The 15,578-nt window shown below is 41.9% G+C and carries 15 protein-coding genes; 8 read left to right on the top strand and 7 right to left on the bottom strand.

Annotation, left to right across the window (positions count from 1 at the left end):
* Positions 1-9 precede the first annotated feature (9 nt).
* The 3 genes from pyrR to CDG77_RS01295 form a co-directional block, all read right to left on the bottom strand.
* Positions 10-546 carry a bifunctional pyr operon transcriptional regulator/uracil phosphoribosyltransferase PyrR gene (gene pyrR, locus CDG77_RS01305; RefSeq protein ID WP_094327505.1) on the bottom strand — a complete coding sequence of 179 codons (537 nt, stop codon included), beginning with the start codon at positions 544-546 and terminating at the stop codon, positions 10-12.
* Between the two features lie 75 nt (positions 547-621).
* The gene (gene cbiB, locus CDG77_RS01300; RefSeq protein ID WP_094327504.1) at positions 622-1,593 is read right to left on the bottom strand and encodes an adenosylcobinamide-phosphate synthase CbiB; all 972 of its coding nucleotides are present in this window, start codon (positions 1,591-1,593) and stop codon (positions 622-624) included.
* A gap of 61 nt (positions 1,594-1,654) precedes the next feature.
* Positions 1,655-2,095: an Rrf2 family transcriptional regulator gene (locus CDG77_RS01295; RefSeq protein ID WP_094327503.1), complete on the bottom strand. Its 441-nt coding sequence runs from the start codon at positions 2,093-2,095 to the stop codon at positions 1,655-1,657.
* Between the two features lie 395 nt (positions 2,096-2,490).
* Between CDG77_RS01295 and CDG77_RS01290 the strand changes: the two genes are divergently transcribed.
* Positions 2,491-2,904: an AbrB family transcriptional regulator gene (locus tag CDG77_RS01290; RefSeq protein WP_094327502.1), complete on the top strand. Its 414-nt coding sequence runs from the start codon at positions 2,491-2,493 to the stop codon at positions 2,902-2,904.
* Between the two features lie 70 nt (positions 2,905-2,974).
* On the opposite strand, the gene CDG77_RS01285 is transcribed toward CDG77_RS01290, so the two are convergent.
* On the bottom strand, positions 2,975-4,879 hold the full coding sequence (locus CDG77_RS01285; protein WP_094327501.1) for a chloride channel protein: 1,905 nt from the start codon (positions 4,877-4,879) through the stop codon (positions 2,975-2,977).
* A gap of 480 nt (positions 4,880-5,359) precedes the next feature.
* On the opposite strand from CDG77_RS01285, the gene CDG77_RS01280 reads away from it, so the two are divergent.
* Positions 5,360-5,746, top strand: coding sequence for a hypothetical protein (locus CDG77_RS01280; protein WP_094327500.1), 387 nt, complete (start codon positions 5,360-5,362; stop codon positions 5,744-5,746).
* Positions 5,747-5,943: 197 nt separating this feature from the next.
* Here CDG77_RS01280 and CDG77_RS01275 read toward each other — a convergent pair whose 3' ends face one another.
* A complete protein-coding gene (locus CDG77_RS01275; protein WP_094327499.1) occupies positions 5,944-6,531 on the bottom strand; it encodes a hypothetical protein in 588 nt (195 codons plus the stop codon).
* 265 nt (positions 6,532-6,796) lie between these two features.
* Here CDG77_RS01275 and CDG77_RS01270 point away from each other — a divergent pair, with 265 nt between their 5' ends.
* Positions 6,797-7,408, top strand: a complete 612-nt coding sequence (locus CDG77_RS01270) for a hypothetical protein (RefSeq protein ID WP_094327585.1) — start codon at positions 6,797-6,799, stop codon at positions 7,406-7,408.
* Between the two features lie 97 nt (positions 7,409-7,505).
* Here CDG77_RS01270 and CDG77_RS01265 read toward each other — a convergent pair whose 3' ends face one another.
* On the bottom strand, positions 7,506-7,874 hold the full coding sequence (locus CDG77_RS01265; protein ID WP_012409416.1) for a hypothetical protein: 369 nt from the start codon (positions 7,872-7,874) through the stop codon (positions 7,506-7,508).
* 213 nt (positions 7,875-8,087) lie between these two features.
* On the opposite strand from CDG77_RS01265, the gene CDG77_RS01260 reads away from it, so the two are divergent.
* From CDG77_RS01260 to glmS, 3 genes are all read left to right on the top strand, one after another.
* Complete coding sequence (locus CDG77_RS01260; RefSeq protein WP_094327498.1) at positions 8,088-8,324, top strand: hypothetical protein; 237 nt, start codon at positions 8,088-8,090, stop codon at positions 8,322-8,324.
* A gap of 544 nt (positions 8,325-8,868) precedes the next feature.
* Complete coding sequence (gene psaC / locus CDG77_RS01255; RefSeq protein WP_015175986.1) at positions 8,869-9,114, top strand: photosystem I iron-sulfur center protein PsaC; 246 nt, start codon at positions 8,869-8,871, stop codon at positions 9,112-9,114.
* Between the two features lie 386 nt (positions 9,115-9,500).
* Positions 9,501-11,381 (top strand): glutamine--fructose-6-phosphate transaminase (isomerizing), encoded by a 1,881-nt coding sequence (gene glmS / locus CDG77_RS01250; RefSeq protein ID WP_094327497.1) that lies wholly within the window; start codon positions 9,501-9,503, stop codon positions 11,379-11,381.
* 411 nt (positions 11,382-11,792) lie between these two features.
* Here the strand turns inward: glmS and ilvC are convergent, their stop codons facing one another.
* Entirely contained in the window at positions 11,793-12,788 is a 996-nt protein-coding gene (gene ilvC / locus CDG77_RS01245) for a ketol-acid reductoisomerase (protein ID WP_094327496.1), read from the bottom strand.
* Between the two features lie 239 nt (positions 12,789-13,027).
* Between ilvC and CDG77_RS01240 the strand changes: the two genes are divergently transcribed.
* Both CDG77_RS01240 and CDG77_RS01235 read left to right on the top strand, forming a co-directional pair.
* Complete coding sequence (locus tag CDG77_RS01240) at positions 13,028-13,936, top strand: DUF4349 domain-containing protein (RefSeq protein WP_094327495.1); 909 nt, start codon at positions 13,028-13,030, stop codon at positions 13,934-13,936.
* 234 nt (positions 13,937-14,170) lie between these two features.
* A complete protein-coding gene (locus CDG77_RS01235) occupies positions 14,171-15,526 on the top strand; it encodes an NAD(P)/FAD-dependent oxidoreductase (protein ID WP_094327494.1) in 1,356 nt (451 codons plus the stop codon).
* Positions 15,527-15,578 lie beyond the last annotated feature (52 nt).

The following is a 15,578-nucleotide window of genomic DNA, read 5'->3' as shown; positions in this document are numbered from 1 at the left end:
TCCTAACTTTTAATCTCCAATCAACTCCACTGCATCTCGTCCATCGCAATTTTGTAAGTAAACTTTGACAACTTCTTCTTTAGCAGTAGGCAACTTTTTACCAATAAAATCTGGGTGGATTGGTAATTCTCGATGCCCTCTATCTACTAATACAGCTAAACGAATCACTTCTGGTCTACCGTAATCGTTAACTGCGTTCAAAGCAGCGCGAATTGTTCGTCCTTTGAAAATCACATCATCCACGAGTACAACGGTTTTCCCCGTAAGGTCAAAAGGAATTTCGCTTTTCGTTGGAGTCCGCAATCCAATTTTGTCCAGGTCATCTCGATAAAATGTAATGTCCAAAGCGCCGACTGACACGACTACACCTTCCAACGTCTCAATCTGACGCGCCAACAATTCGGCGAGTAATGCACCCCTAGTATAAATACCGAGAAGCACTAGTTGAGACAAATCACGCGTTCTTTCCACAATTTGAGAAGCAAGACGAGTCAAGGTGCGCCGGATTTCTTCAGATGAGAGAATTTCAACTACTTTGGCAGACATAGCGAATGATAAGTGAGGAGTGATGAGTTAAGAGTTAGGAATTTTTATTCTTAACTCCTAACTTTATATTTATCATTACCTGTTTGGGAGTATTAAGAATATTGCGATCGCTATGCCTAACCATAGTAAAAAACAATATCGAGTCAACTGTAAAGCATTTTGAATAGAAGTTGCAGTAATGGGATAGATAGCATCTCCTAGCAGTGGTTTGTACTTAGCTACCCCACGGTACCAATTTGTACCCCCCATCTGCACACCCAAAAAAGCTGCATAGACGCACTCACTCCAGCCAGAATTGGGACTAGGATCGTTAATTGCATCCCGACGACAAATTCGCCAAACATCTTTTGGTTTACCCGATAACAACGCCAGAGTCACGACAGTTAACCGACAAGGTAGCCAAGTTAAACAATCTTCCAACCGCGCACAGAACCATCCCAAATAAGTATAGGGTGCTTCTCGGTAGCCCACCATTGAATCAAGGGTACTGCTGGCTTTGTATGCTAAAGCCAAGGGAGTTGGCCCCACAATTGGCACAAAGACACCAAAAATTGCATAAAAAAGCGGAGCCATCACTCCATCGGTGGCATTTTCTGCAACCGTTTCTAAAACGGCTCGTAAAATTTCTGCTTGTGAGAGATTTTGGGTATCTCGACCAACGTAATTACTTAAAATCTTCCGAGCCTTTTCTAAATCTCCTGCTGTTAAAGGTTGTAAAACAGCCACTGCTGCTGCTCGTAAACTTCTGCCAGCAAAACAACTAGCCAAAAGAATGCTATCTATTGCAATTCCCAACAACGGATGAATCCATCTGGCACTTTGAATAATCAAAAAACCAATAAGACCGCTACCAATTATTAGGATAATACTTAGTACAATTCCAGCTAGGCGTTGTGCAAAAGAACTTTTACACAATTGGAAAGAAAATTTGGTCAGGCGAGAAATTACCCACCCCATAACTTGCACTGGATGAGGCCAATCCCAAGGATCGCCAATTAAGTAATCTAAAAATGCAGCAATTATTAAGATATAGATACTATTGGTCATAAGTCACGAGTCAAGGGTTAATAGTGAAGGGTCAATATTTAGTTAGACTGTTGACTCTTGACTAAACCACAAAACTAGCTTCTTCTCCAAGAGAAGCTTGCCAACTGCGAGCATCATAATAAAGGTCTGCCAGAGTAATACTGTACAAAGCTTCTTTGAGCTTTTGGTTGAGTCTCTGCCAAAGGCTAAATGTTACCCAATCTTCAGCTTGTGTAGGTGCTGGGGTGTGATGAGGTAAATGGCTAGTCTCGCCAACTGCTTCTAAAATTTGTCCTATAGATATTTGTGCAGGTTCTCTTGCCAATTGGTATCCGCCAATGCTACCACGAGTTGATTTAACTATTGATGCACGACGCATTTCTATTAGTAATTTTTCGAGATAAGGAGCTGGGATATCTTGACGTTTAGCGATCGCTCTCACAGATACAGGCCCATATTTTGGCTGTAAACTCAAATCTAGCAACGCCTTTACACTATAGTGTCCTCTGGTAGTTAGTTTCATTTTGGCAAGCTTTGTTGTTTATCCTTTATCATTTGTCCTTTGTAAATAACCAATAACCAACGACCAATAACTAAGGATCAGTTTTACTTATCATTCTGTAACTCAGTTATCATCCTCAGCAAATAAATAACCTTTTGAGCGTTAGTTTAGAAAACTTAAAACTTCTATAGTCTAGCAGTGATTTACAAACTATATATATAGTTATCAGCATTGCCAGCATTCTCTAAAATAGATTGTCTTGACAATATTGTTAATGGCATAACAATTGTGCATCTGAGTGTAATATACTTGGCTAGGTTGAGATAAAAACTAAAGGAGTATGTTCCTATTAGCTCAACCTCAGCTAAAATAAAATCGATTCCAACACTTCAAACATTCATTTTCGACCTAAGTTGATGCCTAAACTGAAAAAAATTGAACCCCTAGTCGGTGAAGAACTGCTCAAAAAAGTCAAAGAGCTAGAGAGCGAGAGCAAAGAAGACAAAGCCAAGAAGTGCGGCTACTATACCATTACCAAAAATGGTATAGAGCGCGTCAATATGATGAAGTTCTTAAATGCCTTAATTGATGCTGAAGGCATTCAGTTGGACAGTACACCCAGCGCTAATGGGCGCGGTGGACGTAGTGCTAGCTATAGAATTAGTGTGCAATCGAATAATAACTTACTTATAGGTTCAGCTTATACAAAACAGATGAACCTGAAACCTGGAGATGAGTTTATCATCACTTTAGGCAAAAAGCACATTCGTTTGAGACAGGTAGACCCAGAAGATCGGGAAGGTGATGAAACCATAGAAGCCACAGCTTAAATAAATGGTCATTAGTCAATTGTCATTTGTCCTTTGTGAAAACTAATGACCAATGACCAATGACCAATGACTAATGACTAATAACTATATCTGTGGTGGGTAAGACTGGTAAATAGTGACTAAGTGCCTTGCGTGTAACTGCTAAATTGCAGGTCAAGGCAATTTGCTCTTTTTCTAGTAAACCCAAAACGCGATCGGGTTTGTCTCGTGCTACTACTGGTAATTGATGCAAACCTCGAAGACTCATGCGGTCTAAAGCTTCAGATAATAGTTCATCCTGCCATGCATAGAGGATTTCAGTCGTACAAATGTCTATTAGAGTCTGACTGGATAAATTATCTGGAATTTCAGTTAGCGAATTTGGGGACGTTTGCCAAAAAGCAAGGGCATAATTAATATCTTCCAGAGAAAGTATACCAACTAATTGCTCGGCTGCATCAATTACTAAAGCACTCCGGGTGCGATCGCGGATCATTTCCACAGCTGCATCTAACACACCAAGGGTTGCAGGTAACTTTTTTGGAGAAGGATGCATGGCATCTTCTACCAAAATTTGCTGCACAATTTCCGCTTTTTCATCTTTCAATTCCGAAAGACCAATCTGTTGTAGATTAGAGTTAGAGTTAAAAGTTGGTTTAATCCTTTCCACTAGCCAAACACTCAAACCCACAGCTGCCATCAACGGTAAAACAATGCGATAGTCGCGGGTTAATTCAAACAGCATTAAAATAGCCGTTAACGGCGCTCTGACACTAGCAGCTAACACTGCTGCCATTCCTACCATTGCATAAGCTGGGGGAGCTGCCATTTGATCGCAAATAGCGGGGAATATCACAGCCAAAATTTTGGCGTAAGCTGAACCAAAAGAAGCACCTAAAAACATGGCTGGTGCAAACAAACCGCCGATGAAACCACTACCCGCACTAATTGCAGTCATCAGTAGCTTCACCACCAACAGCACCACCAAGAGGGAAAGGGGAAACTCCACATCCTGAAGCATCGCTTCTACAGTTTCATAACCCACACCCAGAATTTGCGGGAAATGCAAAGCAACTGCGCCAATTATCACACCGCCAATAATTGGATGAATCGGCTCAGGAATTCGTCCCAAAAAGGCAAAACCTGGAACCTTCCCAGCAAAGCAGGCTTTTGCTACCCGAATAGATTGAGTATAAGCCAGAGAAACAAGACTCGCTCCTAAACCCAAGCCAAGATAAAGGGGTAATTCCAAAGGACTGCGGACTTGGTAAGCAGGTAAATCAAAAGCAGGTTGTGCGCCCAAACCAATTTGGGCAATTAATGCTGCTACCACCGCCGCTAGCAGTACTACACTTACCGCAGAAGTAGCAAAAGATGTCGCCCCCATCACCACCTCTAGGGCAAAAAATACTCCAGCAATGGGAGCATTAAATCCCGCCGCCAGTCCAGCTGCCGCGCCAGCACCCAACAGCAAACGTTGTCGCTCTTGAGATACATTGAGAATCACAGAGAACAACATCCCAAAATTTGCACCAATTTCTACACTTGGCCCCTCTGGGCCTAAAGAAGCACCGCTCCCCAAGGAAACAGATGCGGCCAGCATTTTTGTAACTGGTCGTAGTGGTCGCTTAATCTCTGTTCCCTGAGAGGCGGCGATGAGAGATGAAAGTCCAGGGCCAAAATCTTGAGTGCGCCATCGCATCAAGCCAACGATTAACCCGCCAAGGGTGGGAACGCAGGCTAAAGTCCAAGCACCCCAGATACCGATTTGACCCATTAAATTTTCCAGCATTAGCTGGTGAATCAACTGGATTAAATAATGAAAGGTGACTACACCCATACCAGCACCACCGCCAATAAGCATGGCTAAAAACAGGACAACGGTTTCTGGCGATGGTTGAAAACGATTAATGAGTTGAGCTAAACGAGTGGAAGGTGTAGGAAAGGCAGGTTGTTCCGTTACCTTCCTCAGTTGAGTGGGAGGCAAGAGAGTCATTGAGAGACGGGGTAAATGTAAGAAAAAATTTAAATTTTTATCTGTTACTTATCATTGTGAGCCATTATTTAGCAACCAGACAAGTAGACTTTATTTGCTTGATTTACAAAGTTTTAGCCAAAAATGTCATTGTGCAAAATTTTTGTGGGGAGAATGGTTAAATGCGAGACAATTGTTATTTGAGGGTCAGCGATGCCTTAGTTGGATATCGCTGTGGCTAGTGGGGAACACTATTCTTTCTAGAGACAACAAAGTTTTTGTGGGCTGGGTGAACGCACCCGCAAACATTAACTAGGAGTCATCCTTGCTTAAATCTAGCTATACTCGTGTTGCGACCATTGAGCCATCCTTGGTAGTAATACAATGTATGTATGATTTATGGCTGATGTCAGACCATACTTGAAAATCTGCTAAGTATCGATCGGAATTCAATATAGCTATTGTTATAGAGCGAGTAAATGGACTAGGCGGACGAGGTAAATGAATATACACACCTTTGATAATCATTATGTTACTTGCCCAATTTGCCAAAGAAATGCTACACCCAAACCAGTTAAAACGCGCATGGGCTTATTTTGTTGCCCCTATTGTCAGGAACGGCTAGTAGTTTGTCAAAGCGGTCATTATGTCCGCGATCCATTTACTTGGAGACAATTGATGATTGCTTCGTCGCTACGTCGTCAAAGCCGACCTTTAGCCAGGATTCTCAGAGATTTTGTCTTGCTAAAGCGCCCAATGGTAGCCTTGGCTGTGGGAAGTGCCATTTTCTTTAGTGCGATCGCCCTAACTCAAGAAAAGACAAGCTACGATCGCCAAATCTTTCCGACAACAGAGAAAGTTAATCAACCAGAAAACAAATCTCAGTAGATGGATTAATTTGGTATAAATCAAACCTTACTTTGATTTTTGTAATATTATAACTAAATACTTTTATGAAACCGTGTCTTATTACCCAAAATAAGACACGGTTTTACATCATGTCCGCTTTAATATCCGCCTTGGTACAAGGAGGCTGGCATCCACCTGTAGACGATCCTCGTCTTTGACGCTTGAACTAGCGATGTCTATAGCTGCCAACATCTTGCAACAACTATAAGACAACGATCTCCTATAAAAAGGTATGGCGCAAAACCACAATTAGAATCATCATCATCTTCCATTTTATAGAAGATAATCTCCTCTCCTAAGCAAGGTTGCACAGATTTTAGCCATATAGTAAGTGATTCTTCTTCTGACTCATCTGGACGGAATGTATCTTGCATCCAAATTGCAAAATCAAGCGGCTCAAGCACTTCAGCGGCATCTTGCATATCTTCCTCAGTCCACCATTCAGGTAAGTAGGAATAATCATAGTCATCTGGATAAAGATTTCGGCAAAGTGTCAATAAATCAATAATTTCGATTTCTGTAGTCTCTTCGTCGCCATCAAATAGTGTAAAGTCTTCAGGTTTTGTAAAAACTCGAATATCAACTACTCCGTGGTTCCAGGTTTTTCTGCGACCTAGTAGTAAATCTAGACAATTCTGCATTATTGGATCAAAACCAAAGTTTGGAATTATGTATGTATCGCCAATTTGGATAGCCTCTTTCGCGTAGGATTTAGCAGCTTCACCATGCTGCTGCATTAGTTTTTCTAACTTTTCAGGACACATATCTGCAACGCCGGTTAAATGCGGAACTCCGACAAATCTAAAGTTTTTTTACTTGCTTAAACTGTGTTAAAAGCTGATTCATAAAAGTTTTACCATCAATTCCTTTTCCCGTTTCAAGTCTTGCGTTTTTCTATGATAGAGCGTTGATAAGTAAGATCCCTGATGTCTTAAGTTGGGTTGATGCTTGAAATAATCTTGCTGAAAAACGGGAAGACTATGGTTACTCCCTAATGGGGGAATTTCCATGAAAATCCTGAACACCAAAATGCTCAATAAATCTCTGCTTAATTTTTTAATTTTGCCTGTCTCTCTAGTTCCCTGGCTGTCTATGGGAATACTGGGAAATTTCCAAGCCAATGCTTTACCAGGGCAAAGTACAGAGGAAGTAGGCACTTGGATTAAAGCACATCCGACACTCCAGCCGAGGAGTGGGGAGAAATTATTTGTGCAAAAGACTGATACTGCTGCTCAAAGATTCACTTTTCAAGCGTCGGTATTGCCCCCTGGTAGGGTGGAATTTTCCAAAGACCGTGGCACAATTCGCAGTGAGCGTATTTCCATGTATGATGCCATTAACGGCATGTCATTTGCGCGTCTCCAGGAATCCTTGCGGGTAATTTATGGCTTGGAGATTTATCAAGACTACGATCGCGCCCAAATAGTGTACGAGTATCCCAACCAGAAGGTAGTTAACTCGGCGCGTCTTGCCAAAACTCCCATCCGGGAAGCTTTAAAGGGAGAATTACGAGTAGGCGATCGCTATGTATATTGGGTGGAAATTGCCCAACCCAAGACTGGCAAAGCTTTTACCGGTCAAATGACGGTTTTTCTCAAAACTGACTTAGACAAGTTAGAAAATGAACTGCAAGTTCGTTAATGGATATTGGGCATTAGGTATTAATTATTCTCCCTCGCTCTCTCATATTCCTTTGCCCCTTATCCCTTCTCATTCAATAAATTACTGAAATGGTGTTCTATAGTTTTCCTAAGCTTATAGGAGCTAGGGTTTGCCATATACCTGAAAAGATACTTTCAGATGCTAAGGAAATTCGGAGCAAATCTTCCTTTAGTAGTGGCGGCCAATCTATGCCAGCTTTACGCCCTGCGGCAAATAGCTGTTGTGCCTTAATGCTTAACTGATAAAGGGCCAAAGCCAGTTCTCGGTCTAGGGTCTTGGCATCTTTAAGGGCTTCAAACACCACTTTCAATGCCAACAAAATTGAGGTGATCTGACCGGGTACCGGCGGTTTACCCTGTTTCATACGCGTTAACAGCGCATCTGGGTTTTCCTCGGTTGTAATTGTCTGATCTATGAGGAGTTTCCGAGCTGTTTCGTAATTCATGTAGTCAGTTTAGCGTACATTTTGCTTCAGCAGTAATACTTAATTAAAAAGTCATAAAGTTGGCTTCTAGTTATTTATAGCAATCTCATTTGATTTGTGAAAAGATATGCTTGGGGAAAATAATGGGGAATTTGCGATGCTCTAGGTTAACCAGATAGACTGACTTATAATAATATCTTTGAAAAATACGTCCCGCTTGGAATCAGAAGCAAAATGATATCACTGAATTTACTAGAAATTGAACGCTCCGTCCGTGCCTTGTCTGTGGAAGAACAACTTTGGCTGCTAGAAAGTATTGCTAGACAAATCCGAGAAGATGAGTATACAAAAGAACAATTGGCTGATGCCAAAAATCCTGAAGAACAACTGCAAGTGATGGTTGATGAGCCAAATATTTCAACAGAAACTGCTGTGGTAAATGATGAGTTTGCAATTTCTGAAATTCTCTGATATGTAAAAGTAAAAATGATGAGTTTGACAGATTTAAAAAGTTAAATATACAGCTTTTATAGATTCTCTCGTTTCTCTCGTTCCCAGTCTCTGACTGGGAATGCCTGATGAGGGGACTGCCGCTTCTTGACTTGCAGCAGAGGTATCAATGTCAAAGCATTAATTGATTTATTGTCAAACTTTTGATTTTAACAAACTCCATAAATATAGTATTTTCTTACAACTAAAATTTAGGATTGCTATAGTTGCCAATCAATAAATACCATAAATATTTTCTGCATTTAGTCTTGGAGATTTATTTTTGTTTCATTTGTCTTTACGATTAAACCCCATTATGGTATAGGGTAGGTAAAATCCGCTCTCTGATGTTGCTAATAAATAGGGCAATAGGGGCAATCTCGGAAAAACAACTTACCAAGGGTGCTCATTACATTGTTTGAAGTTATGTAGCCTTTTGATTACGGCCTATCAACCACTGCGGTAAACTATGCGTTGATTATGATTCTTTCGCAGAGAAGAACACTCGAAAGGAGCGGTTTTTTCAATGTCTCATTCTGTCAAAATCTACGATACCTGCATTGGCTGCACCCAATGCGTCCGCGCTTGCCCTACTGATGTACTTGAGATGGTTCCTTGGGACGGCTGTAAAGCTGCTCAAATTGCCTCTTCACCCCGTACAGAAGACTGTGTTGGCTGTAAGCGCTGCGAAACCGCTTGTCCCACTGACTTTTTGAGCATCCGGGTTTACCTGGGCGCTGAAACAACTCGCAGTATGGGTCTGGCTTACTAAGAAGTTGGTGCCGAGTGCTGAGTGCTGAGACAAAAAGAAGTAAATCAAAAAAACTAATTTCTTGATTCTTCACTCAGAACTCGGAACTCGGCACTTAAGACTTGGAAGTGTGGCAATAGCAAGCACCTTTAGCGTCGTAGAGTGGATACTACCCACTTTGCGAAATCTTAATTTTAGATTGGGGATAAAAATCTCTGGGTATCCAAATCCTAAAAGCCGTATTTGTGCCGTCAGCTTTTAACCTGACGGGTAATCCACTGTAAAAATCCATAACAATACCTAGTGGTTGGGGAGTAATATTACTCCCTTTTTTTATTTGCAAAAAGTCAAGTTTGTGCTGAACACTATACTGGATTTAATCATCCTGAAAAAAAGCGGTGCGAACAATGTGCGGAATCGTTGGATATATAGGCACTCAAGCGGCCACAGACATTTTACTGGCTGGGCTGGAAAAACTAGAGTACAGGGGCTACGATTCTGCTGGAATCGCCACTGTTTGGGAAGGTGAGGTTAATTGTGTGCGGGCAAAGGGTAAACTGCATAACTTGCGTTCTAAACTGGAACAAATAGAAACTCCCGCCCAGATTGGTATTGGTCACACTCGCTGGGCAACTCATGGTAAACCAGAAGAATACAACGCCCATCCCCATTTGGATACGGCAAAGCGAGTGGCGGTTGTGCAAAATGGCATTATCGAAAATTACCGCGACTTACGCGAAGAACTTAAAGGAAAAGGACACCAGTTTGTTTCTGAAACTGATACTGAAGTAATTCCCCATCTCATAGCCGAATTTTTAAAGCATATTCCCCCCTCATCTACCTCATCGCCCTTCTTAAAAGCAATTCGCCAAGCTGTTAACCACTTACATGGGGCATTTGCGATCGCAGTTATTTCTGCTGACTACCCGGATGAATTGATTGTTGTCCGCCAACAAGCGCCTTTGGTAATTGGTTTTGGGCAAGGGGAATTCTTTTGTGCATCTGACACGCCTGCGATCGTTGCTTACACCCGTGCGGTGCTACCTCTGGAAAATGGCGAAATTGCCCGCCTTACACCTTTGGGCGTTGAGATTTACAATTTTGCTGGCGACAGGTTGAAAAAACAACCCCGCCTGCTCAACTTCAATCCCGCAATGGTAGAAAAGCAGGGATTCAAACACTTCATGCTCAAAGAAATCCACGAGCAACCAGGGGTAGTAAGAGCTAGTTTAGACGCTTACTTTAATCCAGTCGAATCTACCGAATCGCCAATCAATCTTGGTTTACCTGCGGATTTTTACACTGATTTAGAACAAATTCAGATTGTCGCCTGCGGTACGAGTTGGCACGCAGCATTAATCGGCAAATATTTAATCGAACAATTAGCAGAAATTTCAACTCAAGTACATTACGCTTCTGAGTATCGCTATGCACCATCACCCATCACGGCTAACACATTGATTATCGGTGTTACCCAATCAGGCGAAACTGCCGATACCCTAGCAGCTTTAACAATGGAAAAAGAACGTCGCCAAGGGAAAGAACCCAAATATCAAGCGCGACTATTGGGTATTACCAATCGACCTGAAAGCAGCCTCGGTCATCTAGTGCCGCATGTCATCAGTACTCTAGCGGGAATTGAAATTGGAGTGGCGGCGACAAAAACTTTTACTGCTCAACTGATGGCATTTTATGCTTTGGCATTGGATTTAGCGGCTCGTCGTCAGACTGTTTCAAAAGACACATTAGATAAAATTATTAATGGGTTGCGGCAGATTCCCAAAGAAATTGAGGCGACTTTGGCAAATCAAGAAAGTTTAACCGAACAGTTAGCCCACGAATTCGCCGAAACCAAAGATTTCATTTTTATAGGAAGAGGAATTAATTTTCCCATTGCTTTGGAAGGAGCATTGAAATTAAAAGAAATTAGCTATATTCACGCCGAAGGTTATCCGGCTGGAGAGATGAAGCATGGCCCGATCGCGCTTTTAGATGCGAAAGTACCAGTAGTGGCGATCGCAATCCCTGGTACTGTGTACGAAAAAGTTATTTCTAATGCTCAAGAAGCCAAAGCTAGAGATTCTCGGTTAATTGGCGTGACTCCCGTCAACGATGGCGAAGCTGCGGAAATCTTTAACGATCTTCTTCCCATCTCTCATGTAGACGAATTACTTTCTCCGATTCTGACAGTAGTTCCTTTGCAACTATTGGCTTATCATATTGCCGCCCGTCGCGGTTTGGATGTCGATCAGCCCCGGAATTTGGCTAAAAGTGTCACTGTAGAATAGTATAATTTTATACTTATTTATCTAAGTATGATGGCTTCTGAAGAAGTTCTATGGCTTGCAGAAGCCATTTTTATGGCAATAATTATAAGTATAATATATTTATAAATACTTAAGTAAATATTAGCTAACATGGGCTGTGGCGTTTTTGTCCCAGTGAAGATAAAGCTCAAGTGAAATAAAGATGCGGGTAATGGATAGCCCACGCGGGAAGGGGGAATTCAAAGCCTCTCGACCTTTCAAAGAGAGGTTTGGAGGGGAGCATTTCACTTTTCTAAAAACACGTTTTGCCCTGGCGAATGGAATTCGCGGCTATACAGACAAAACCCACCTTCGTGGGTTTCAAATTCTTAGAGTCCGCGTAGGCGGACTTCGTTTGTGTAGCCGCGATTTCTAATCGCCTGGTATATTTGCTTAAGCTTTTTTCAACCAGCTAAACATGGCGCGTAAATCTTTACCAACTTCCTCAATTTTGTGTTCAGCTTCTTTGCGACGCATGGCGGTAAATCCTGGTTTACCAGCTTGGTTTTCTAGAACAAATTCTCGTGCAAATTGTCCAGATTGAATTTCGCTGAGAATCTTCTGCATTTCAGCTTTGGTTTGTTCGGTAACAATCCGAGGACCACGGGTATAATCACCATATTCAGCTGTGTTAGAAATGCTGTCGCGCATTTTAGCTAAACCGCCTTCCACAACTAAGTCAACAATCAGCTTGACTTCATGCAGACATTCAAAATAAGCCAATTCTGGTTGATAACCAGCTTCTACCAAAGTTTCAAATCCGGCTTTGATTAAAGCACTCAAACCACCGCACAATACCGCTTGTTCGCCAAATAAATCTGTTTCGGTTTCTTCGCGGAAAGTTGTTTCGAGAACACCGGCGCGAGTACCACCGATACCTTTAGCGTAAGACATGGCGCGATCGCGTGCCTGACCACTCGCATCTTGATAAACTGCAAATAGCGCTGGTACACCTTCCCCACTTTCATAAGTCCGCCGTACCAAATGCCCCGGCCCTTTGGGTGCTACCATCACCACATCTACATTAGCCGGTGGTACAACTTGCCCAAAGTGAATATTGAAGCCGTGGGCAAAAGCTAACACATTTCCTTCTTCTAAATTTGGTTCAATCTCGTTTTTGTAAATCGTTTTTTGAACTTCATCAGGTAACAAAATCATGATAAAGTCAGCAGCATTAGCAGCATCTGCGACATTTTTCACAGTCAACCCAGCAGCTTCAGCTTTTGCTACTGACTTACTACCCGGATATAGTCCCACAATCACATTCAAACCACTATCTTTGAGATTGAGAGCGTGGGCATGACCTTGAGAACCATAGCCGATGATAGCAATAGTTTTTCCAGCCAAAAGGTCTAAATTGGCATCTTCGTCATAATACATCCGGGCCATAGAAGCATCTCCTGTCAGCAAGCATCGTCATTTATTGGCAGGCTTACGATTGTACCCTAAATTGAGTCCCCACAGATTAACTGTCAAACATTGAATTTGTCCCTTTGAACTGGGATTGGGGACAAATGACAAATCAAAAATGACAAATAACTAACCCTGTTACATAAATCGCAACAATACTAGCTTTGAGTTTTACTTCAGTAATACTGGGGTTAAGTTCATCCATCTGAGGATAAATTATGTATACTTCGACTAAATTGCCACGCACATCTGCTTTATTTGTGAGCGCATTATTAGGAGGGTTCATTTTCACCAGTTGCGCCTCTTCCGAGAGGTTAGCAAATAAGGCTTTACCTCCAAGTGCAACCGGTGGCGCAGCAAATCAAGCAAGCAGTATTTCCCAAAAGGCGGAAGCTGCACCAATAAACCGTTCTCGCGCTCAACTAATTAAAAAGGCAGCAATGTCTTTGACTGTCAGTTCTGTAGATAAGACTGTTGATGCTGTTTCGCAAATTATCAACAAACAGCAAGGGGATTTAATCGGGTTGAAACAACAACAACCCAAAACCGATAACCCGCGTTACACAGCAACAATCCAATTACGGATACCAGAGAATCGACTGGAACCTACTTTAGAGGAACTAGCTAAATTAGGCACTGTCGATAGTCGTAATATCACTGCCGAAGATGTGGGCGATCGCCTAGTAGATTTCCAAGCTAGATTAACCAATTTGCGGAAAACTGAAGCCAATTTGCAAAAAATTATGGATCGATCGGGTTCTATTACAGATGTGCTTAGTGTTTCCCAAGAACTGAGTAATGTCCGACAAACAATAGAACAAATTGATGCTCAACTCAAAAGCTTACAAAATCAAGTTGCTTATTCCACCATTACGCTGAATCTAGAAGCAGCAGTTTCTAGCACCAGTCCGCAACCCGCCTTTGGTTTGCAAGTTCAGGAAACTTGGAACAATTCTACCCACTCTTTGAGTGCATTTTCCGTTGGCTTACTCAAACTCGGTATTTGGTTAATTGTTTACAGTCCCTATTTGTTAATTTTTGCTGCACTTGTCTATGGCTTTAAGCTTTGGCGGCAAAATCATTCACCACGTTTGACACAAACACCAGAATCAACTAGTTCTGAATAAAATCGTATAAATACTACGTCTATCATTAGTAAATTTACATAAATAAAGAGCAATTCAAGTAGTGCCAAATCTTATTGTCTGAGGCTCCATCTTACAAAGTTCTATTCATCCTGTAGTTTTGATTACTTTAATCATTCTTCAAATGTAAGAAGCAATACAAAATATATGATGACAAGTTTGATACAAATTTGTTAAGAATAGTAACAATAGTCGGAATACCGGATAATATTTCTTATGGTAAATTCACTTGACAATAATCCACCCCATCAAGTAGTTATTGTTGGCGGTGGTTTTGGTGGACTTTATGCGGCCAAAACACTCGCTAAAGCAGCAGTAAACGTTACTCTCATCGATAAACGTAACTTTCATCTATTTCAACCCCTCCTATACCAAGTCGCCACAGGTGCGCTGTCTCCTGCGGATATTTCCTCACCGTTGCGTTCTGTCCTCAGCAAGAGCAAGAATACGAAAGTGCTGTTGGGAGAGGTGAATAATATCGATCCAGAAGCAAAACAAGTCACTGTGGGCGACGAAGCAATAGCTTATGACACGTTAATTGTTGCTACAGGTGCGAAGCATTCCTACTTTGGCAAAGATAACTGGGAAGAATTCGCCCCAGGCTTGAAAACGGTAGAAGATGCCATAGAAATGCGTAGCCGGATTTTTTCAGCCTTTGAAGCCGCAGAAAATGAAACCGATCCAGAAAAACGCCGCGCTTGGTTAACCTTTGTAATTGTGGGTGGTGGCCCAACAGGTGTAGAGTTAGCGGGTGCGATCGCAGAATTAGCAAATCAAACCCTCAAAGACGATTTCCGCAACATCGACACATCAGAAGCCAAGATTTTGCTATTAGAAGGGCTGGATCGGATTTTGCCACCCTTTGCACCAGAGTTATCACAAGAAGCGGAAGCATCCCTGACACGTTTGGGGGTGATTGTTCAGACAAAAACACTGGTAACGAATATTGAAAATGATGTTGTTACCCTCAAACAAGGCGATGAAGTTAAAGAAATTGCCTCAAAAACGGTATTATGGGCAGCAGGAGTGAAAGCTTCGGCAATGGGGAAAGTGCTAGCAGAACGCACAGGTGCTGAGTGCGATCGCGCTGGACGGATTATCGTTGAACCTGACTTGAGTATTAAGGGACATCCCAATATTTTTGTAGTTGGCGATTTAGCAAATTTTTCTCATCAAAATGGTAAACCCCTACCTGGTGTTGCACCTGTAGCGAAGCAAGAAGGTGAATATGTAGCAGCATTAGTCCAAAAGCGGCTTGCAGGTAACAGTTTACCGCCCTTTGCTTATACGGATCATGGTAGTTTAGCGATGATTGGGCACAATTCTGCTGTGGTTGATTTGGGCTTTACCAAGCTGACAGGTTTCGTTGCATGGCTGTTTTGGCTATTTATTCACATCTACTTCTTAATTGAATTTAACAACAAATTAGTAGTAATGATTCAATGGGCATGGAGCTATTTCACCCGTAATCGTGGAGCAAGATTGATTACAGGAAAAGAAACCGTCACGGAATTTGTAATTAGCGATCGCAACAATTATTCAGCCGATAATAAACAGCCGGTAAATGTCTAATTTGTCATTTGTCATTTGTCATTAGTTATTCTCCCCCCGATCCCTCATTCCC

It is taken from the genome of Nostoc sp. 'Peltigera membranacea cyanobiont' 213, from assembly GCF_002245975.1.
In the GTDB taxonomy this organism is placed as follows: Bacteria; Cyanobacteriota; Cyanobacteriia; order Cyanobacteriales; family Nostocaceae; genus Nostoc.
The sequence above is the reverse complement of the archived record's forward strand: the minus strand, read 5'-3'. Positions and strand labels throughout refer to the sequence as shown.